We start from the raw sequence: 21867 nt of genomic DNA, 5'->3' as shown, positions 1-21867 counted from the left end.
GAATCAGCTAAATAAGCAAAATTTTCTGGAAATAGTCATCCTTTGCGTAAGCATTCGATTTTTTTTACTTTTTTCAAGAAAATAATAATTCAGAATATTCTGACTATATTTATGCAACACTAGTGATCTGGACTAACAAAACATGTTAGGGAATCAGGGAAAATGACTTCCGCTGGAACGGAATTTGATTACCGTCCAGAACTTGAACAATTAAAAGAAGCTATATTAGCTTATATGATTGTTAATCCAGCGGAGCAACAGTCCAATGAGGAAATTGAGAATGAAGGTAATGAACAATTAAATCAAACTACACCTCGATCTATAGATGAAATAATTAATGAAAAAATAGAAGAATCGAAGATATATATAAGATCTAAGGAATCTAAACAGAAGCAAATTGCATTAGAGAAAATTTGGGATACTTTCGAAAGATTAAAGACTATTTATGGAGAAAATAAAAAGAAGTCTGTAACTAGACTAATTGATATAGTTAGTAAAGAATCACCAGTAACAAAAGAGTTGATAAGCAGAGAATTTCAGGAATTAACACAGATAGGCAATACTTACCATATTAGACATTTCGAAAACGGAAAAGAGCCTATTTATTCGGATGATTTTAGAGAATATTTGTATTTTAGAATTTTAAGCTTAATAAGCTACTGTATAAATGAAATGAATCAGTAATCAAGAGAAAAATAACGTATTTTAAGCCTGTTTCAGATTTGAAAGTGGATCACTATCCACGAAACTGGACTAAAATGCGTTTTTTATATCCATATCTTTCGTTAAGATTGATTTTACACCTTATGATTATAAGAAATGAGTATAACCAAACCTTATTAGGTAACGCTTGTTAATTCATGTTCATTAGTCTTAAGTTATGACTATATTCTACAACGCTAAACTTTTTTATGTTCATTGAATCTGATATATATTTGTTCATATTACAATAAAAATATTAATCAGATAGCATTTTATATAGTTTAAACTGCTTTTCTTTTAGTGTCATACTTCTGTTATAGTAGTATAGTTACTACGCATTAAGATAACTATTTTACAAAAATCCAGATCATAAAGAGGGGTTATTTATGAAATACCTATTTATAACTGTATTACATAACCTAGAGTTAGGGCGCACATATAATAAAGGAATAAAGTTAGGAAATAATATACGTATTTCTAATGGTAAAGATCCGCTTGCCGATATTATCTATACCAATCCTTTAATGGAAACAATGGGGGAACATTCTTTACTTGAATTTAGCGACAACTCTACATACTTATATATCAAAGGAACATTTGAAGAAATAAATGAGGCTAGAGAATTTATAAATATTAATAAAAACGGAATAATAGTATTTAAAATGCTGAGAGAGATTCAGGCTTTTACACATAAACTTTGGTTTGTTAAAGACAATAGCATATACATTCGAGATGGATTTCTTTTAATCTATGACAAAAAAATAAATAGTGAATATATAAACGCACACTCTTTTAAAGGATCATTATCCGAAGTCATTACAAACAGGAACGGAAAAATAGAACCAGTTGTTTTTTCTGATTATGAAATTAAGAAAGCGTACAACGATTACTCTGCAGAATTAGATTTTTCTGATAACTACTGGATGTCTATAGATAAGAAAGATGAGGACACTATAGGTGGTAAATTACCCATTCCTGATATTTTTATCAAAGAAAAAGATTCTAATCGAGTTGACAGGGCAAAGTATTTTACAGTGGCTGCTAGAGCTTCGTCTATTATTCCTACTAAACTACTTAATTACATTTCAGCACTAGAGTGCTTATTTACTACATCAACCAACGAATTAGCACATCAAATATCTGAACGAGTGGCTATTTTATTAGGTGGTAATCTTGACGAACGTCTTCAGTATTATGCAGCGATAAAAACTGCATACAATTATCGATCAAAAATCGTACACGGAGATTCTATCAAAAAATATTATGAGAAGCTTGAATCAATAGAAGCAGTTTGTCAAAAAGTTGATTTTGTATTAAGAACAATCTTCTCTCACCATACAGGCATTTTTTCTAAAACAGACGAAGAAATTGATAATTGCTTTAAATATATGATTTTTAGAGATTAACTTAATTGAGAAAAAGCTAATCATTTTACCAAAATTTTACTAAAAGGGCAGATATAAATGACTGATACAACAGTAACAACTTGGATAGATATAATTAGCTATATAGATATAACACTTACTATTTTCGGTGGATGGGCCTTAATCAAAACAATTATTTTCTTATTCTTTTACTTCACTGAGAAAGATCAATACGTAGAGTGCATCTATAGACATTATGCTAATATTAGCGTTGACGAGATCCAAAGCGATTACCCAATTAGAAAAATAATTATTCTAGACGAATCAGCCACTGAATTTTTCGTTATCGGGTTTCCTGGAAAAGTTATGCGAAACATTAAGATCTATGAATGGCGGAGCATGGGATATATTACTAATCGTTTAATATATAAAAAGAAAGAAAACCTAATCGAACAAATACATTCAGACGAATATCTGCTAGTACAATGTAATTCTGCAGAAACTATTCCTGGAAACAAGATAACTTGCCGTGTAAACGGAGATTTAGTTAAATTTCATTTTGAGTTCAATGGTATATATGGAGTTCCTAGTAAAAATTATAAAAAGGTAAAGCATGATCTCTATAGTTTTTTACATCTATATTTTAGAAGCACTATTTAAGTACTCAGAGTATAGCTTAGATAAACAGAAACCTCTAAAAGAGTCAACGTCCAGTTATTATATTTTATGTTTACTTTTTTTATTTTTAGTGTCTAGTCTTCGCTAGTATTCACCAAAGTGAGAGCCTATTCTCGTATTTCATATTTTCTCTTTTTGTCCGATACTTTTACTCTCCACTATGCGACTGTTATTATTAGCGTATATCCAATGTTGGTTTTTAGGTGCACCCTAGATAGATAACAAAGAACTTTAGTTTCAAAAAAAAATTTATTAAGGTATAATGCATTATGATTTATAATATAGGAGGAAAATATGAATAAAATTAAGTATTCTAGTCACAATTTAAACGATGGTAGCGCTAACCTTGAACTTAGTATCTCTGGAAAAGATAAGGAAAATAGAGAATTAATTATAGAGTCCATTAATATTTTGATTTCTAAATTAGAGCCTAAATTCATGTATGACCAAGATACCGAAAAATATGAACAAGATCTTGAAGATCTCTTATTGTCTGTAGTAGATAAAATTGGTGATGATTTTATCTACCACGCCTTATTTGAGTCTGATATACATTATGATGAAGACAACGATGAAACGATCATTCCAATGGAAGTAAAAATAAAAGTACTATCAATGCTTGTAGAAAGTATGAAACATAAGTATTTATAGTCTGTTCTCCATACATACAAAAAAGAACCTTCGAACAAGGTTCTTTTTTTTGAGCAAATATTTCATGTAATAAATTTAAATATCACTATAGTAAGTAAGCATCTCTTTGTTAATTAATTGAGCTAAATTTCTTTTGCGAAGGATATATCGAATATTCTCTTTATCATACTCCATTTTTTTGTTAATTTCAGATTTTACTTTTTGAGAAAAAAAGTCTACCTCTTCAGATGACGGCTCAATTAATTCAGCTAAGTCTGGGTATTTATTTACTATTTTATTTTGTACTCCTGACTCTTCTTCCTTACTTTGATAAATGACAATATTATTTCTAGCTTGTTCACTAGAATCAGAACCATAACTAGTAAATGAATTCGGAGCAAAGTTGATCATATGATTGACTAAGTACTCAAAGGAATCTTCTAGCATTCTATAATAAGATAAAGATAAAAATGGTCGCTTACCTGTACTGCTTGCAATAAACGCGTACTCGGGAACAGTTGTGTGGTATCTTGCTCCATCAAGGGATACTAAAAATAGAGACTTAATCGTTAGGTTTCTATATTTTAATTTTAACTGGTTCCATCCCATTCGTACTTTTATTTGATCGATACTTAAAGCTTCTACTTCATGACGAGTTAGATCATCATTTTCTATTGAAATAAAAAAGTCAGGATTTAAATTGTATATAAAACCCTGTCGCGAATCTGAAACGCTACAGGGCAATCCTTTCATTTATTTAATCTAATATTTTTTTATAAGATGTACATTCCCTAACAATCCGCTAGGTTGAAGTGCTCTATATTGAGACAAGAAGTCTTGTTGTTGTGTACCCAAGGTATTTACTACTTCTATTTCAATATTATTTCTCTTTTCTTTGATAAAATCAGTTATGTCAAAAACATATGGTTTAGAAATCTTAGTTCCTACTGATTTTCCATTAATTGAAACAGTAGCAATTTCATAAACATTACCTAAATCTAATTCATATTTTACCTGTTCTTCAAATTCGTCAAGAATCATTGTTGTTTTGTATTTTATAATACCAGAAAAACGTGGATATAATTTTGGACCTGTAATATTAGCTAAATTTTCTAATTCAAAGTTTTCATGGCTACCTTGATTACCATTTGTACTGTGTAAAGAGACTTTCCATGGTGATTTAATTTCAAGAGCTACCTTCTTATCAAAATATTTACTGGAACTTTGCTCTAATAATTTATTATCGGAAATAATATATATTTTTGCTTCTTGCGGCACCAGAGAAAGTCTAATCCTATTATCTTTTTGAGTGCCTATGGACCATAATTTATTTTCCATAGCATCGTATTCGTAAATAAATCCTTCTTCGCTTAATTCAATTTCCGTTAGTACTTTATCATCGGGAGATTCATTGAAAAACATGTAAATGCTATTTTCCTGTAGATAATGATAATAGCGTAAGCTTTGATAGTTATTTTTTGGTAAGATATCATATATTTTTTTTTCTCTTAAAACAGTTACCAATTCTTTAATAGATACAATCTCTACTTTTTCAGATAATTCATACCTTTCAATTTCAGTAGAAATGGACGTTTCTTCACTAGTTTCTTTTGGATAATTATCAATAAAAATGATAGAGGCTCCTTTAGATAAGAGCAAGCGGATTTGTTCAAAAAAAGTTTTTGGTAATCTTTCAGCATAAGGAACGATTAATACATCTGCATGTTCACCATTCATTCCCATTTTTCCATCAGTTACTGTCAAATCTGGTAAGAAATCGATTGGTAAGATGTCAAAATCAATTTGGTGCTGTATCAACTGTTTAGCCGGCTTTTGAAATAACATATATTCTCCCGACCATTCAGCTTCTGCATGGTATAAAATAAAGGCACTTTTAGCGTGATGTCCACCATTTAATAGCTCAGCAACTCGGTTTGTATAGTTCATTAACAGTCCTAAATAAGGAAATTGTGGATTTTTATTATGTGCGTAAAAATGTGGTGGACAATCTGCATCAGGGAATGGAGACATATTGAAAGCATGTGGAACAAAATGATTTATGCCACGTACAAGCATATGATCTGTCATCCATTTCATTAAATTTAATCCTTCACTCCATCCATAAGCACCATATAATTCCACCATTGTTCTTCCTTGTTTTTTTGCGTCTAAGTGTCCTAGTGATGATCCTAGTTTGGCTAAGCCATAGTGGAAAAATTCTCCATCCCAACCAGTTGATGTGAAAGTTTTAAAATACCCTTGATCCATTCCTGGTAACAATTGGTGCAATACTACATCAATTCCCGAAAGTGTTTGATCTTTAATTCCTCGAAAAAAATGCCCCGCGCCATATCCTAAACGAGCATGAGCATTATTGTCTTCAATCAAGTGTCCAATGTATTCCACATTATGATTGGCACACCATTCTGCCAACTTCCCACTGAAGTTTTCTGAATACAATTTTGAAATAACATCCATATAATGATAACGAATAAAACTTTCCTGTTCATTCCCATTGGTCATAAGCAACGGCAATAAAAGTAATGGATCTGTTGCTAAATTTTTTGTCAGAATATCCAACATATCAGAGCGCCATGGAAGAACCATCTCCATTCGTCCAATAGATGCATCAGGTCCTTTGATATTTCCAAATCTTGGTTCATCTGTAAAAAATCCTGCAATAGTATTACCAAAATATTCCCCAATATGTTCAAAATGAGCTTGGTACACTTCCTCAATCAACACCTGTGTCGCCTCTGGATCTATAGGGTTCAAGTACCCTTCAGTAGACTCTTCTCCTCCATTAAATGTTTCAACTAGGATAAAGACACGCCAATTATCTTCAGGGATATCCCAATAAACTACACCGTCTTGGAGTTTATCAGAGATATTTATCATTGTTTTTGTATCAATTGTTTCGTAGTCAATCAATTTTGCAGCAAGTACTGCAATGATTTTTTCGTCACTTTCAGTTAACGTTGAACTCAACTGATTATTATCTGTTCCAACAGCTATAATTGTATTTCGATCTCCACCAGCTTGCCATTTTACGATAATACCAGCTTCTGCTTGTGGTCCGTGATAGTCTACTTGTGCAATTTTTAAATACTTTTTTCGTAACTCAGGATGCTTTTTAGTAATAGCGCCATTTGCATAGCCTGTAGGAAAATGAGCATCATCAAACAGCCAAACCTTCATCTTTCTTTTCGTTGCTTCATCAAGAACAATCTTTAAATCTTGCCACCATTCTTCTCCTAAAAAATCTGGATGAGGTCTTGGTTCTACACACAGTGCACCTATTCCTGCTTCATTTATTTTTTGAACATATTCTCTTATTTTCTCTTCTTTTTCACCATGCATCCACAAAAAAGGAAAAATATAATTCTCTTCTTTATTTTCTAAAACCTTTTGTAATTTTTTCATTTTAAGACCACCTATCTAAAAATTGTCAGGGGAAACAAGATTACCTGTTTCCCCTTATATTTATATAACTTCTTCTTTAATAGTTATAATGTAAGAAATAACTAAAGGTACAAAGAACGCTATTAAAGAAGCAATAATGTACGCTGTAAAACTATTATCAATTCCTTCTGGGTTAATGAATAGTGGCGCAGCAAATATTGCATTTCCACCAAAACCAAACATTTTTGCACCCATTCCTGCCGTAATACCACCAGCTATACCTCCCCCAATAAAGGCAGCAATAAAAGGTTTTTTATATGGGAGCGCTACTCCATATATAATTGGTTCTGTAACACCAAATAATCCTGTTATACCTGTAGAAAAACCAAGTGCTCTTTTTTCTTTATTTTTTTGTTTCATGGCAAACCCAATTGCAGAGCCGGCTAAAGCAAAAATAGTAACATTTAATATTGCATTTATTGGGTCGGCTCCCAGTGTAGCAATATTATTAATCAAAATTGGGATAAACGCATAATGTAAACCAAAGATAACAACTAATTGCCAAAAAGCTCCTAAAATAACGCCAGTTAGTATTGGACTGAAGTTATAAATTGATTGAGTGCCAGAAGCCAAGAAATCACTAATAATTGTCATAATTGGTCCCACTACTAAAAAGGTAAGCGGAACTGTAATTATTAGTGTAATTAACGGGGTTGCGAATAATTTAACAGTTGTTGGCATTTTATGATCAATTTTCTTTTCAATATAAGCTGCCACTGCTACACCAGCAATGATTGGAAAAACTGAATTTCCATAACTTGTTAATACCACTGGAATTTTTAAAAATGTAAGTGCAATTCCTTCATTATAAAAACTAACAATGCTAGGATAAACTAATGCCGCACCTATTGTCGCACCAATATAGGGATTTGACTTGAACTTATTAGCAGCTGAAAAACCTAAAATGACTGGCAAGAAATAAAAAAATCCATCTGCAAAAGAATACAAAATTTGATAAGTTCCACTTGCTTCTGACAAAACATTAAATGATGTTAAACCTGCTAAAACTCCTTTTATGATACCGCCAGCAGTCATAACTCCCATTACTGGGAAAATGATTCCAGAAATTAATTTAAAAAAGCGATTAAATAAATTTCCATCTTCTTTTGGTATATCGCCTTCGTCTACATCGATAGAGCCACCACCAGTTACATCCATTGTATTGACTATTTCAGTATAAACACTCGATACTTCTGTTCCAATTATAACTTGGTACTGACCTCCGGATACAGCTACTCCCAACACGCCAGGAATTTTTTTTATTTCTTCGTCATTTGCCTGCTTGTTGTCTTTTAGCACAAATCTTAATCTTGTCATACAATGAGTAACACTAACAATATTTGAATTCCCTCCTACTTTCCCAACAACTTCAGCTGCTATTTTTTTATAATCCACAACGAATCCTCCCTTTCTTTTTTTAACCTACTTAAAGAAATGTACTATTATTTTAAAAGCGCTTTTATAACACTTCCCTCATAATAAAAAGCGAATTATCAAAAAAACTAGCGCTTTCATTTGTATTATATAAATTTTTAACGTAATATGATATTATGTTTATTAACCAATATAGTTACCAAACTTAACTAAGGAGACACGATTTGAATACCGAAACTATTAAACAACAACTTTTTGAAATGACTATAAGTGAATCGAAGTATAAAAACCATTCAAATGATGATTCTCTATTTTATAGTAAGATTTCTAAAACGTTCATCGATGACAAAGAGATTTATGTCTTTAAATTTGATCAACAAATTAAAGACAAACCTAACCCTTATACTTTTAATCCAAAATTGGAAATTGTAAAACACTCTCGGTACTCTGTTATTCCCATACATATACATGATTATGTAGAAATGAACTATATTTACTCAGGGTCTTGTTCTGCAATTATCCAAGAAAAGGAGATTGTACTAAATCAAGGAGATATTTGTATAATGGACACGAATGTTCCACATACGATCATAAATGCGGAAAAAGATGATATTATTATAAATTTCCTTATGAAAAAAAGTTATTTTAATGCTTCAATGTTAAGTCGTCTTTCAAGTAATAGCATCATGTCTGATTTTTTGTTAGAAGCTATTTCAAAAAGTCAAAAACATAATCGATACATTTTATTTCATTGCCAAGAGAGTACAAAACTACCTTATTTTGTAGAAAACTTATTATGTGATTATTATGACCCTTCCTTTTCTTCGAAAGATACTATTAATGCTTATTTGGTGTTAATCTTTTCGGAATTACTTCATTACTACCAAAAAAATCAACAAGAAAGGCATAACGAAAATTCTTTAAATGATGCTAGAAAAATTCTTGAATATATAGAAGAAAATTATATGTCCTGCACATTAGAAAGCGCAGCAAAACATTTTTCTTTCCATCCAAATTATTTAAGTCGCTATATCCCTAAGCATACTGGTAAAACTTTTAAACAGTTAGTCCAAGAGCAACGTTTAAATAAGGCTGTTTTTTTATTGTTAAATACTGATTTAACAATTGAAGAAATTATTGGTGAAGTTGGATACCAAAATTACGGATTTTTCAATAAGATTTTCAAAGAACGCTATTCACTCACACCAAATAATTATAGAAAAAAATTTAAAGAATCTAGAGAGTTTTAAATTCTTCTTGTTTTTGACATTGAATATATATTTTATTCATTATTTACCAATTATGTAACATATTGTACATTAGAAAAATATAATTTAGTTAAAAAGATCTCAAATAAGTCATTTGAATATACATCGTATTTTGACTATTTATTCTCAATTAGAGGATGGGACAAGACTACTTTTGTGAAAAAAGTAGTCCCACTTTCGTTTGTTTTGATAGAGATATAGAAAAAAACACTCCCACTACTGAACAAAATAGTTCACAGTTTTGGGAGTGTATTTTTTTGAGAGACCTTTTATCCCAGCCTCAATTCAATTCTTTTTAAAAATTTCTTGCACATATAAATTAAACCTATATGATATTTACACAAGTTTCTTCTCTGTCAGCTTTTTGATTCGCCGATTGTAAAATTAAGCTAGACAAATAAAAAAGTCATTCGTGGTACACTCAAAATGTATTTCCGACCAAAGAAAACATAGGAGTGATCACGAATGACCTACACCCATCTTACCACTGAAGAACTTGTAATGATAGAAGCTTATTTTCATCAAAAAATTTCTGTATTGAAAATTGCCATCTACATTGGCCGTTCACGTCAAACGATTCATAACGTAGTTACTTTCCTAAGGAAAGGCTACACGGCTCTTGATTACTTTAAACAATACAAAGAAAATAAGAAGCGCTGCGGTAGACATCCTATTACCTTACCCAATGACCAACAAGAATGTATTCAAAAGATGGTTGCTCAAGGATGGACTCCAGATGTGATTATTGGTCGTGCAGAAAGGTTCATCGCTTGTTCCTCACGCACCTTGTACCGACAGTTCAAACAAGGGTTCTTTGATCAAACAACTCTTCCTATGAAAGGAAAACGTAAACCAAACGGTCATAAAGAAAAACGAGGGAAACAAGCTTTCAAAAGAAATATATCTGAAAGATTAACGGATTATCCTCAATTTGAAGACGAGTTTGGTCATTTAGAAGGAGACACTATTGTTGGCGTTCATCATAAAAGTGCTGTAATCACATTGGTTGAACGGATTTCAAAAGCCATTATTACTTTGAAGCCCAATGGGCGTAAAGCACAAGATGTTGAAGAAGCTATAAACAACTGGTTCCAATGTATTCCAAGAAATCTCTTCAAAATCCATTACATTTGATTGTGGAAAAGATTTTTCCAACTGGAAAACCATTAGTAATTTAAATGATGTTGCTATTTACTTTGCTGATCCAGGAACTCCATCTCAGCGAGCTTTAAACGAGCATTCTAATGGACTGCTTCGAAAAGACGGTTTACCGAAAGAAATGGATTTTAACCAAGTCGATCAATCTTTTGTCTCTGCAGTCGCTTCAGTAAGAAATCAGATCCCAAGAAAATATTTACAGTATCAGACACCGTTAGAAGTATTTTTAAATTACATTAATGAGTGGGAATTGTCTAACTTAATTTGACAAACGAAAAGAAGAAAAAGAGAAACCAGATAATTGGTTCCTCCTCCTAAATCTTATTCATAAGAATACTTATTCTCAATTAGATAAATCTTCACCATTATTGGCAATAACTTATTTTTTTTTGTGTTTTTTTGAATTAGAGTAACAGTTTTTCTTTTCTTTTCGTTTTTATAAGTGTAATAAGGAGGAGGTGAATAATATGTCATCATCAAATGTGAATGTTTCAATCAATTACGGTATTTTAATGGTGGTTGAAGAAGTCCAAGAATATCTAAAAACAGAATTACAGATTCAAGCAACTCAACAAGACATTATCGAAAATGCCATTGTTGCCCTACAAATAGAATTAAAAAAAGCAAATGAACAACCACATAATGATAAAAACTAATTTTTAAAATGTTTTGGGCACGTTTTGCCTATAGTTAGTTTGTAATTTGAAATCGTATTAGAATTGCTTTTGAAAATATTATATATAGTTAAAAGAGCAGGAATTTCATAATACAATTGGAATTCCTGCTCTTTTTATTAAAATGATTAAAATTAATCTAAAAAAGGACACTACAACTTTATAACGAATTGTAGTGCCCTTGTTTTCTTATTTACTGTCTGAGAAATCAAATTCTAGTTTGTTATTGTGTATTTTCAATTTCGCATTAAAGATGTACCCTTTTTTGCTTTTAAATCCTTTTATCAAACTTGTCTCTTTTTTCGATAAAAGATCTTTTATATTTGTCTTAGTCAATGTTTTGCTACTCCATTTTTTAGGAAGAGAAAACTTACAGCCATTACTATACCCAGTACAACCATAAAATTTTCCTTTATCAATAATGTTACTATTGCATGAAGGACACTTTCCTATGGCGTCATTTTGATCAATCTTTTTAGCGTGTTCTTTGATATGGCTATGCTCGAAAGTTTCAGGAACTTTTTCGGCCAAGTGAGTAATAAAATTTTGAATACTCTTTAAGAAAGCTTCTTGTGTACCTTGTCCATGCCGAATATTTTTGAGGTATTTCTCCCACTTAGCAGTCATTTCAGAATTCGCTATTTCGTCATTTTGAATAACTTCGCAAAGAGTCGTACCTTTTTGCGTAACATAAATCTTATTTTTTTGAGTTTTGATATATTCTTGTTTTTTTAGCGTTTCAATGATATTGGCTCTGGTGGCTTCTGTTCCAATCCCCTCCGTTTCTTTTAGTATTTCCTTGTTATCTTCATCTTCAATGGTTCGCCCTACGTTTTTCATAGCCGTGATGAGAGTACCTTCTGTATAGTAACTTGGAGGTTTTGTTTCACCTTTTTTATGAAATGGGTCTGTTCGAAAGAGTTCCCCAGCTTCAACTGAGGGCAAAAATTGTTCACTTTCGCTGTCCTTACTTTCTTTGCTTATTATTTTATATAATTGTTTCCACCCTAAATTTTTCTCTACTTTACCAGTGGTTTTGAATAAAACGTCATTTGCTTTTGTTATAATGGTTGTTTCGTTATAAACATAAGGCTCTTCAAAAATGGCTAATGTCCGATATAAAACGAGTTGATAAATATTCCGTTCTTTTTCGGATAAACTCTCTAATTTCGGGAGTGTCTTTGTTGGAATAATAGCAAAATGTTCTTGGACCTTTTCCCCATTTACATAGCGTTTATTTTCACTCAATTGCGGATGTCTAATCGCTTCTCCTACTAAATCTAAGTAGTAAGTTAAGTGATCTTTTAAGTAATTAAATTCTGGTGTTCCAATATAATTCGTGTCGGTTCTGGGATAAGAGAGATATTTCTTTTCGTAAAGTTTTTGAACGATAGCTAAAGATTCTGAAGCTCCATAGCCGTATTTTTTATTGGCTGCTGCTTGCAGGTCTGATAAGCTAAACAATTTTGGTGCATAGGTTTTCTTTTCTTCGACTTTTACATCTTCTATCACACCAGTAACGTCTTTAGTCAATTCATGATTTTCTTTAAATTGCTGTAATTCCTCTACAGTATCAAATCGTTCTCTATACTTTCCTTGATATTCTCTATTTTGATCAGTAAACGTAGCATATAATTCATAAAATGGTTTGCTCACAAAGCTCTTTATTTCTTGGTTTCGTTGGTAGATCAAATAAAGGGTTGGTGTCTGGACACGGCCAATACTAAAAACGCCTTTTAAGCCATTTCGTTGCATGTATAAGGTGTACAAACGAGAAAGATTTATCCCTACCAACCAATCGGCAATTTGTCTTGTTTCTGCTTCTTTATAGGTAGAATAAAAGTCTGCCCCATCTTTTAAGTGCTGAAAACCTTTTTTAATTTCAATTGTTTCTAGGGAATTGATCCAAAGTCTTTGAATTATCTTATGGCTGTTCCCGGATAGATTGATAATCAAACGAGCAATTGCTTCGCCCTCACGATCACTGTCCGTTGCGATAATGATCTTATCAGCCTTATCTAGCAATCCCTTTACAATTTTGTATTGTTTTGATTTTCCCTTAGAAACTTGAAATTGATAATGTTCAGGGAAAATAGGCAGCATATCTAGTTGCCACTTTTTCCAATCAGAATTATATTTCTCAGGTTCATACAAAGATACTAAATGTCCGTAACCATAAGTAATGGTTGCGTTTGGCAGATCGTTATCTGTTACATTGTAATAACCGTCTTTTTTCTCTACTTTAGCAAAAGCGTCTGTATAAGCTTTTGCTTGGCTTGGTTTTTCCGCTAAGATAACTGTATTGCCCATCAACTCACTCCCTTCTCAATGCTTATTTATTTACTCGTGGCGAAAGAGTTAAATCTCCATTTTCTTTCTTAACATCTTCATTAGCTGCTTTCAATTGATAATCATCTTCATTTTCTGTTACTTCGAAAGAAAATGATTCTTCTTCACCATTTTCTTGAAAAGTAATTACGTTATCTACAATTTTATAAGTATATCCAAGTTGGAATCCTAACATTTCAAAAGTAACAGTTTCTTCTCCAAATTGAGCAGTATAAGCTTCGCCATTGGTTGAAACAACATTCCATTCTTTTGATTGTAAATCACTTTGAATGTCTGTACCGCACCCTTCTAAAGTAATTAATGCTATTAGAGTAAGTAAAATAAATAAAACTTTCTTCATAGTATTTCCTCTCCTTTTTAACGTAACATGCGGTGAACTACGGCTCTTGCCATCCCTGAACCTGCTCGACCTGCTCCACTTGAATACCAAATACTTTTCACAATAGATGGACCACTAATGACTAATGCACCGCTACCGATTAAGGCTGGTAATTTACCCCAAACCGTATCTGTTTGCATAGTGATTGCCTCTGTAAAGAGTAGCATGGACAATGTTAACACAATGATTGTAACGGTATGAGATAAAATATCTCGCCACCAATTCTCCATAAAATTATAATTTTCTGTTACAACAGATATAGCGCATAGAGGTGATAAAATTTCATCTATGAGGAGTTGAGCTTGTTCAATAAACAGTTTTATGACGAAAAAACCTATAACAACAAATATAAAAAGCCAAATAACAACTTGGCTAATACCTGCACTAAAAACGTCAGGTAAACTGTCAGCTTGTAAAGTATTAACTAAACTACTTGTCGTCAGTTCACCCATATTTCCAATAAAGTAATTTCCTATTGGCTGTACAATATAATTCATAGTTAATGAAATAACTAAAGGCATAATGACAAGTAAAGCACTCGCTTTAACTGATCTGACAATTGTCCACCAGATATTCGCTTCTTCGCTTCCCTCTGATTCCGATAAAAGTTGAGTAATAACTTTTCCTAAACAAACGGATACAAGTAGAATACCGCCAAAGAAGACAAATAAATTATAAGCGTCTAAAGCGTATCCTGCTAAACCATCATAATTAAATAAGGAATTTTGTAAAAATTCAATAAAGAGGTTAATTAAATCTTTTAACCAGTCTACAAATACCTCTGTAATTTTATCGCCAATATTGTCGAAACTAGGCATATATTAATCACTCCTTTTACTCTTCAAATGCTGAAAAATAACTTTCTCCGTCACTAAATTCTGCCATTGTTTGTTCCATTGCTTCTTGTTTCCGTCTTTCTTTTTTTGCATGCTCTTTTTCTTCTTTTTCTTTGGCTTTTTCAGCTAATCTATTCTTTTTATTTTCTTCTCGTTCTATGTGCTCACGTTCAAATTCAGCTTGCTTTTCATTTAAACGTTCAATCTGTGCAGGATTTGTATTTTTTTCATATTCAGTTTGATTTAGCAATCGTTCCGGCTTTGGAAATAGTTCGAATTGATAGGCTTTTTTAACCTTCATGGGTGGCCGGTTTGCAAAGATAATTAGCTCTGTATCATCTGCCATACTTTTTACTTCGCCTGCGGTCATTAAATCACGAGCGGTGTACGACTCATTGTCTGAATGACTGGTACTGCTCCCCTCTTGTTTAGAGTTTTTTGAAGCACTCTTGTTACTTGTGGCTACCTTAACAGTCGCCTTACCTAGTAAATCGGAAAAATATTTGGCTGTAGTGTTATTCGCAGCGTTCATACAAATTTGAATCGAACAATTCCCTAAAATACTTTCTGCTTTCTCTTTATTATATTTGTCTTGTAATTGTGTAAGAGTTTGAATAATTGTTGATACTCCAATGCCATAACCACGACAAGTGGCCAAAAACTCTTCATAATTCGTAAATTTCCCTAAGTTAACAAATTCATCCAGGATAAAATTAACAGGAACAGGTAATTTTGAGTGGTGATTGGACGCTAACTCATACAGCTGATCAAACAGCTGTGAAAAGAAAATATTGGTTAGCCCTTCCCAACTGGTATCCATGACTGGAATAATGACATAAAGCATTGTTTTCTTTTTGCCTATATCTTGTAAGTTGAAATCACTAAAACTTGTAAATTCAGCCACTGTATTATTAATGTAGTCCGAAATAGACGTCAGCAAAGAAACAATAATGCTTCCTTTCATATCCCCACGAGATTTTTTATACCCTAACTCGTACAATTTCCGTGCAGGATGATTTAATTCAAGAACTGAAAAAGCCTTGTCTAGATCACTTTCTTCGTCATCTGTATCGGATTCATTTTTTTCTTGCAAGAAATTGACCAGTCCTGCCATATTACGGTTTTTAGGTTCTAATTCATATTTTACATAAAGAATTAACGCTGAGAGCAAAGATCGTTGCGAGTAATACCACACATCTTTTTTACCATCTTTATTGGAGCTATCCACGATTTTTGTGGCTACATTCGTTGCATTGACATCACTATTCACATAATCAATAGGATTGTAACGATCAGAATGTTCCATTTTGCTAAAGTTCAAAACATGAACGTCATATCCTTGTCTTTCTTTAAAATCTGCGGTATTTTCGTAAACTTCGCCTTTAGGATCGGTTACCACAATGCTATTTTTAGTTTCGTTCAATACGTTAGTAATCACGAAACCTTGTGTTTTGTAAGAACCTGGTCCGCCGACTACCATAATGTTACGGTTTGGCTTGCTTTCTGTTGGTTGAATAATGTAGTCGCTTTTTAATTTCCCTAAAATAGTGCCTGTCATACAGAAAACCTACCTTTCTAGCGATTTTTGAAATTCACTCTGAACTTGCTTTTTACTTTTTTTAGTAAAGTTCTGATTATCCACCACTTCTTGTGGTCTGCCCCAACGTGCTGATCCATGATAAGCATTGCTTTCTTCGGTATCCCAACCCTCTTTTTTTACCTTTCCCATATGAGTAAAAACGGAATAAATGAACACTACACCCGTTCCTAGAATAAAGAAGGGATTTTTTTGTGCCCAATTTGTTTGAATATAATCTCCTAAATGGGTAAACGTCTCTTTCAAATGAGTTCCTATAATTTCAGTATTGATCGCTAATTTATATTCTGAAAGTGTGTAAATGACTTCAAGTGCTGCAATCAATAAAGCTTCTAAAAAGAGAAAAGTAACGACTATCCATAAAACTTTTTTAAGAATCCCTTTCATCTTGCTCTTATCGTTCATATCTAGTCTCCTCGTTCCTGGTTAGCTATTTGTTGGTGTTCCACTAAAGACGTCTACTTGATCGATTAAGTACTGCCCTTTTTCTTCGCTTAGATGAATTAAGTAAACATTTTTAAATACAGTAGGTTCGTTATCTTCTACTTGGTAATGAATATCTGTGACAAATACAAACGAATTATCTTCTAATGGATTCACATAGGTTTTATAGTTTTGAGTACTGCTGTTAATAGAAATGGTTGGAGCTTCCGTTCCGCCTGCGCCACTTAGTTGTTCAATAGTGCTAGGCGAAAAATAGTTTTCCATATCTTCAAAACGAGATCGGTAATTGTCGGTATTGTAATTTAAGTAATCCGCAAACGCGCTATTAACAAATTTCGTTTTTTTAGCTATATCAGCAGTATTATTTCCGCTGTTTTGTACATTCAGCTGTTCTTCTAAGTGTGCGATTTCTTCTTGATTGGTTTGAAGATCAGTTCCCTTTTGCTGATTATCTTGATAAAGACCATAGATAGAGATAATCGCTAAAAGAAGCAAGACTGATTCAACCATCATAATGATCTTTGTTTTCATATTCATTTCCTCTATTCTGCTTTAAAGTCAACCATTCTACCAAATCCTGCAAGATGTTCTTGCCAGTAAGGTGTTTCAATACTGGTGTATTGCAAAGGGTCGCCTGCATGAAACATCATTCCATTTCCCATATACATTCCTAAATGAGTAATGTAATTAGCGGTATCATAAGTACTATGGAAAAACACAAAATCACCTGGCTTTAATTCATCTGTAGTGATTTTTTGGGAATAATCATATTGTTGTTGTGCAGTTCTTGGTACGTTTATCCCATTTTGATTAAACAAGAAATACCACAAGCCACTACAATCAAAGGACGTAGCTGGACTTGAACCACCAAAGACATAGGGCATACCCTGGAATTGTTCAAATTGTTTTTGAAAATCGGCTAGTTCTCCTGTTACTTCAACTGTTTCTTCGTTAGAAGAACCCATATACCTTTTTACATGATCTACGTATTTCGGATCTCCATAGACTGCCCAACCTAACTTAGTTTTCATATTGTTTGAAAATTGTTGTGCCAGTTTTTGAGAATACTTACCGCCATTTTCAGCAACAAAATTTATGAAACCATTGCCCATGTTATAAGCTTGAATAGCCGTATCCATATCAACCCCTGCTTTATTAGCTTGGTTCACAACATTCACAAAGTAATTTACTCCTACTTCAATGGAATATAAGGGGTCTTGAATCGTATTTGGTGCAAGTCCTAAACTCTCGCTTGCTTGCATAACATCTAAAGAAGCTGTACCGCCACTTTCTTGCGTTGTAATGGCCAAAAGAACATTGATATGCTCTTCCATTCCGTGTTTTTTAAGTTCAACCTCTATAGCTGGTTTATACTGCAAAACAGCTTGTGGCACTTGACCTGCTCCGTAAGTACCTGTGCTGCTATTTTCTTGTTGCTGAAATAAACTAAAGAACATTACGAAGAGGACAACCATAATGACTACAAGTAGTAGAATAAACGAAAAGAACTTTTTCATAGATCTAGCTTTTAAAACATGCAAAAGATCACTCCTTTACCCTTTAAACTCTCCCAACTGCTCTTTCAAATCATCGACTTCTTTTTGAAGGGTTTCTTTTTGTTTTTCATCATCGCTATCATTCATTTGTTTAGTTTTTTCTTGAATCTGTTTCCCAATACCTAGGAGTTTTTGAAGATTTTCATTTTCAGGATACTTATCCAATACTTTTTGAGCATTATTAACGTCATTCAAATCAATGAATTTTCTGGCTAAACGAATTCCTGTACTTTCGTCATCTAAGAAGTTGAGTGTATTAACCATGGCATTAGTATCGCCTTGTACAATTCCTTTTTCCTCTTCAAGTTTCGTTTCCCCATTTTCGTCTAGCGAATCACTGTTCAAATCTAAAAGGGTTTGTTGCTCTTTGGTCTCATAGAGACGTTGAATAATAGCTTCTAGAGATCCATTATGGACGTCTATGGCTTTTTGGTACTGTTCCTTGCTGAGTAGTTTTTCTGATAGCTGAGCGTCCTTGTAATCCCCTTCTTGATAAAGTTGGATAGCTTCATCATAATTCCCTTTTTCAAATTCTTCATTGGCTAAAAGCAAAGTATCTTTTTGTTCTAGTTGTTCTTCGTACTGTGAAGCAAGGGCTTCTTCTTGATCCAATTGTTTCACAAGTAACAATCCACTTATACCAATAAAAATCACACTTGTACCTGCCAAAGCTACTAGTGATTTTTGACGTATTTTTCGTTCTCTATTGGTTTGGGAACGAATATAATCATAGGTCACAAAGTTATTGCTCTGTTGGATAAGAGTCAATAATTCAGATACATTTCTTTGCTGATAGATCTCTTTGATAAAATCATTCCCAATCTTGCGAACCTCTTCAGGCGTGTTCAAACACTTCTCATAAGCAATGCCGCTTAAGATGCTTACAATACAAGCTTTATACCGTTCTAAAGTGGTCCGCATATCTCTAGGCATAAAACAATTTGCTGTATAAGTGTAACGGACGGTATTCATTGGATAGTAATAGAGAGTCGCTGGATTTAATGATATATATAAATCTGTATGTTTGTATTTTTGAAGGATATCCTGTTTTAAAATTTCTTCGACAATAGAAACTTTAACAGGATAGGCTTCCTTTTTTATCGTGTTTAAGTTCTTTAACGCACTCCCTTTTTCATACAGAAAACTGACTGTTGTTTCGGACTCTTTAATCCCTTTAAAATCAAGAAAAAGAGGGTCTTTTTTTATTGGTAACTCTTTAATTTCGTCAATGTTATCGTACGTAAACTGACTATTTTCCATTTCAATTTTGACTGTACTTTTTTCATCTGTTAGAGTACCAAATTCAAAATTGTAAATTTTAAATGATTTGTTCATTACAACTGCCTCCTTTAAAACTGGAATGACCGAGCTTCTTCTTGTTCAATAGGGGTCATTTTGATCCGTTCTTCATAATTGGGAATGGCTTCTGGGTATTTCTCTTGATATTGTTCAAAATCGATTAACCTTAATTCTTCTTCCGTTAAAGTAACCTTCATAAAGGCTCGTTTGGATCCGTTGATTATTAACCCCTCACCTTGTTTTTTCTTCTCTAGTAATTTCCGTTCTTTTTTTGAAAAATTCACTCGCAATTTATTTTCAATATCGTCTAAACTACTTGGATCAAGTCCAAAAAATAATTTAGTATAACTATTTCCAATAATGGCTTCACCAACGTTTTTCCCGTTGCCCATCGTTCCATCCAACACATCTTGTATTTGTTGAGTGCCTGCGATTGCTCCAGCATTGTATTTTCTAAACCGTTTGAACGCTTGATAGAAAAAGCTTGAAGCGTCAGGATTCTGTGTTAAAAAATGGAATTCATCTACAAACAATTTAATGTTTTCTGTTCTATTCTTCGTAATTTCGTCCCACAAGAAACTAAAGGTATTCAAGTATGCCGCTCCTTGAATCTCTTCATCATTCTGTAAGGCCTTCAGATCAAAAGATAACAAGTTTGTATTGATATCAATATTTGTAAAACCATTAAATAAGGTATTTGATCCATTAACGTAGCTATCTAGAATAAAGTAAAAGTCTTTAATAATTTCATATCGCTCTTTTCCTTCTTTGCTATCTCTTAACCGTTCAATTTGTTGGAACACGTCTGAAAGGATAGGCCATTGATCTTGGTGAATGCTCTTTATGTTTTTGTAATGTAAAACGCCACTATTTCGATAACAATCATGTAAAACAGAATCCAATACACTCTTTTCTACTTGAGTTAAATCGGGTTTCAAAACTTGGAAAAAGCCTTTTACACGTTGAATTTTATCTTTGATCAACAAATCTATGTTTACTTCTTGACTAGTGTCCAATTCTTCTGTAAATATCTCCAAAGGATTGATTTTAGTCGCTGAGTTACTACTTAAATGAACGACTTGGCCACAAAAATGTTCTACAATTTCGCTATATTCATTTTCAGGATCGATAATAAAGACTTTTACCCCTTTAGCGATATACCGTAAAATCTTTTGTTGCATATAAGTGGTTTTCCCTACCCCACTCGTTCCGATGACCACCATATTTTGGTTTAATACATTGCGTTTATCCATATAATCAATGGCAATTAAGCTATTCGTATCTTTATTGATACCTTCAATATCGCTATGAGGATTTAAGTCTAAAATCTCTGCATCATCAAATGGAATGACACTACTAGCTACTTCTGTATTCGATTGTTTAAAGGTATAATCTTTTAAAAGATTCTCTCCAATGGGCATTGCACTCCAAAACGCTTGATATTGTGCTTTAATTGGGTTCATAGATTTCAACTGTAATTTGGATAACGTATTATTGACACTATCTGTTAGGGCGTTTAATTCTTCTAGACTTTCAGCCTGCAAGAATACATACATATGTTGGTAAAGATAGGTGACTTCGCTATCAAGATACTTATTCAACTGCATATTAGCGGTTTCAATAGCTTGGACTATTTTTTTCTTTTTCAAAGGATCATACGTATCCACTTTTTCAGCTTCTTTATTTTTTATCGTATTGTTGTAGTACTCAACCATCTTTCGCGCGTTACTACTTTCAAAGTCTTGAACAATGGTGATATTCCCTTTTTTTCGCTTTAAAGGGGCCAACCAATTTCCACTTTTCACTTTTGGATAATCAACAATCGCTAATACTCTAATATAGTTATCTCCACTTTCAATATGATCTGGAAATTCTTCCCAACTGAATGGATAAACACCATTAATGGACTCACTATCAAGAAAGTCATCTAGATTACTTATATCTTGACTATTACCAACGCCAAATTCATCGTAAGCGCAAAATGAAACGGTATATAGATATAACAAATAACCCTTGCTACAATAGTTTTGTATTACAGTAAGGGTTATTTGCAGCTTTCTTGAACTTCTTTACTCCATGGTAATAGATTTTGAAGTA

At 32.8% G+C, this 21867-nt stretch carries 18 protein-coding genes and 1 pseudogene; 7 read left to right on the top strand and 12 right to left on the bottom strand.

Annotation, left to right across the window (positions count from 1 at the left end; genetic code table 11):
- Window positions 1–162: 162 nt before the first annotated feature.
- The 4 genes from ACEN4L_RS12745 (at window position 163) to ACEN4L_RS12730 (ending at window position 3395) form a co-directional block, all read left to right on the top strand.
- The gene (locus ACEN4L_RS12745; RefSeq protein ID WP_407123668.1) at window positions 163–684 is read left to right on the top strand and encodes a hypothetical protein; all 522 of its coding nucleotides are present in this window, start codon (window positions 163–165) and stop codon (window positions 682–684) included.
- A gap of 404 nt (window positions 685–1088) precedes the next feature.
- Window positions 1089–2108, top strand: a complete 1020-nt coding sequence (locus ACEN4L_RS12740) for a hypothetical protein (protein ID WP_407123667.1) — start codon at window positions 1089–1091, stop codon at window positions 2106–2108.
- A 57-nt stretch (window positions 2109–2165) separates the two neighbouring features.
- The gene (locus ACEN4L_RS12735) at window positions 2166–2726 is read left to right on the top strand and encodes a hypothetical protein (RefSeq protein WP_407123665.1); all 561 of its coding nucleotides are present in this window, start codon (window positions 2166–2168) and stop codon (window positions 2724–2726) included.
- Between the two features lie 312 nt (window positions 2727–3038).
- Window positions 3039–3395, top strand: a complete 357-nt coding sequence (locus tag ACEN4L_RS12730) for a hypothetical protein (protein ID WP_407123663.1) — start codon at window positions 3039–3041, stop codon at window positions 3393–3395.
- Between the two features lie 75 nt (window positions 3396–3470).
- Here ACEN4L_RS12730 and ACEN4L_RS12725 read toward each other — a convergent pair whose 3' ends face one another.
- The 3 genes from ACEN4L_RS12725 to ACEN4L_RS12715 are packed head-to-tail and all read right to left on the bottom strand — an operon-like array spanning window position 3471 to window position 8231.
- Entirely contained in the window at window positions 3471–4127 is a 657-nt protein-coding gene (locus ACEN4L_RS12725) for a hypothetical protein (protein WP_407123662.1), read from the bottom strand.
- A gap of 9 nt (window positions 4128–4136) precedes the next feature.
- Window positions 4137–6797 carry a glycosylhydrolase-like jelly roll fold domain-containing protein gene (locus tag ACEN4L_RS12720; protein WP_407123661.1) on the bottom strand — a complete coding sequence of 887 codons (2661 nt, stop codon included), beginning with the start codon at window positions 6795–6797 and terminating at the stop codon, window positions 4137–4139.
- Window positions 6798–6857: 60 nt separating this feature from the next.
- On the bottom strand, window positions 6858–8231 hold the full coding sequence (locus tag ACEN4L_RS12715) for a PTS transporter subunit EIIC (RefSeq protein ID WP_079650441.1): 1374 nt from the start codon (window positions 8229–8231) through the stop codon (window positions 6858–6860).
- Window positions 8232–8434: 203 nt separating this feature from the next.
- On the opposite strand from ACEN4L_RS12715, the gene ACEN4L_RS12710 reads away from it, so the two are divergent.
- From ACEN4L_RS12710 to ACEN4L_RS12700, 3 genes and pseudogenes are all read left to right on the top strand, one after another.
- Window positions 8435–9460: an AraC family transcriptional regulator gene (locus ACEN4L_RS12710; RefSeq protein WP_407123658.1), complete on the top strand. Its 1026-nt coding sequence runs from the start codon at window positions 8435–8437 to the stop codon at window positions 9458–9460.
- Between the two features lie 483 nt (window positions 9461–9943).
- Window positions 9944–10904 (top strand): annotated as a pseudogene (locus tag ACEN4L_RS12705) (IS30 family transposase).
- Between the two features lie 199 nt (window positions 10905–11103).
- Entirely contained in the window at window positions 11104–11292 is a 189-nt protein-coding gene (locus ACEN4L_RS12700) for a hypothetical protein (protein ID WP_407123657.1), read from the top strand.
- Between the two features lie 207 nt (window positions 11293–11499).
- On the opposite strand, the gene ACEN4L_RS12695 is transcribed toward ACEN4L_RS12700, so the two are convergent.
- From ACEN4L_RS12695 to ACEN4L_RS12655, 9 genes are read right to left on the bottom strand one after another with little or no spacing between them, the layout of a single operon-like run.
- Entirely contained in the window at window positions 11500–13620 is a 2121-nt protein-coding gene (locus ACEN4L_RS12695; RefSeq protein WP_407123656.1) for a DNA topoisomerase 3, read from the bottom strand.
- 22 nt (window positions 13621–13642) lie between these two features.
- Window positions 13643–13999 (bottom strand): hypothetical protein, encoded by a 357-nt coding sequence (locus ACEN4L_RS12690; protein ID WP_092093208.1) that lies wholly within the window; start codon window positions 13997–13999, stop codon window positions 13643–13645.
- Window positions 14000–14016: 17 nt separating this feature from the next.
- Window positions 14017–14856 (bottom strand): conjugal transfer protein TrbL family protein, encoded by an 840-nt coding sequence (locus ACEN4L_RS12685; RefSeq protein ID WP_092093205.1) that lies wholly within the window; start codon window positions 14854–14856, stop codon window positions 14017–14019.
- Window positions 14857–14872: 16 nt separating this feature from the next.
- Window positions 14873–16432 (bottom strand): VirD4-like conjugal transfer protein, CD1115 family, encoded by a 1560-nt coding sequence (locus tag ACEN4L_RS12680; protein WP_407123653.1) that lies wholly within the window; start codon window positions 16430–16432, stop codon window positions 14873–14875.
- A gap of 9 nt (window positions 16433–16441) precedes the next feature.
- Complete coding sequence (locus ACEN4L_RS12675) at window positions 16442–16876, bottom strand: hypothetical protein (protein ID WP_131832545.1); 435 nt, start codon at window positions 16874–16876, stop codon at window positions 16442–16444.
- Window positions 16877–16897: 21 nt separating this feature from the next.
- A complete protein-coding gene (locus ACEN4L_RS12670) occupies window positions 16898–17446 on the bottom strand; it encodes a hypothetical protein (protein WP_131832546.1) in 549 nt (182 codons plus the stop codon).
- Between the two features lie 11 nt (window positions 17447–17457).
- Entirely contained in the window at window positions 17458–18456 is a 999-nt protein-coding gene (locus tag ACEN4L_RS12665) for a lysozyme family protein (protein ID WP_407123652.1), read from the bottom strand.
- Window positions 18457–18468: 12 nt separating this feature from the next.
- The gene (locus tag ACEN4L_RS12660; protein WP_407123650.1) at window positions 18469–19806 is read right to left on the bottom strand and encodes a hypothetical protein; all 1338 of its coding nucleotides are present in this window, start codon (window positions 19804–19806) and stop codon (window positions 18469–18471) included.
- Between the two features lie 14 nt (window positions 19807–19820).
- Window positions 19821–21776 carry a VirB4 family type IV secretion system protein gene (locus ACEN4L_RS12655; protein WP_407123649.1) on the bottom strand — a complete coding sequence of 652 codons (1956 nt, stop codon included), beginning with the start codon at window positions 21774–21776 and terminating at the stop codon, window positions 19821–19823.
- Window positions 21777–21867 lie beyond the last annotated feature (91 nt).

This window comes from Desemzia sp. FAM 23988 (genome assembly GCF_045528365.1).
In the GTDB taxonomy this organism is placed as follows: Bacteria; Bacillota; Bacilli; order Lactobacillales; family Carnobacteriaceae; genus Desemzia.
Note: the sequence above shows the minus strand (reverse complement) of the source record. Positions and strands in the feature narration are given on the sequence as shown.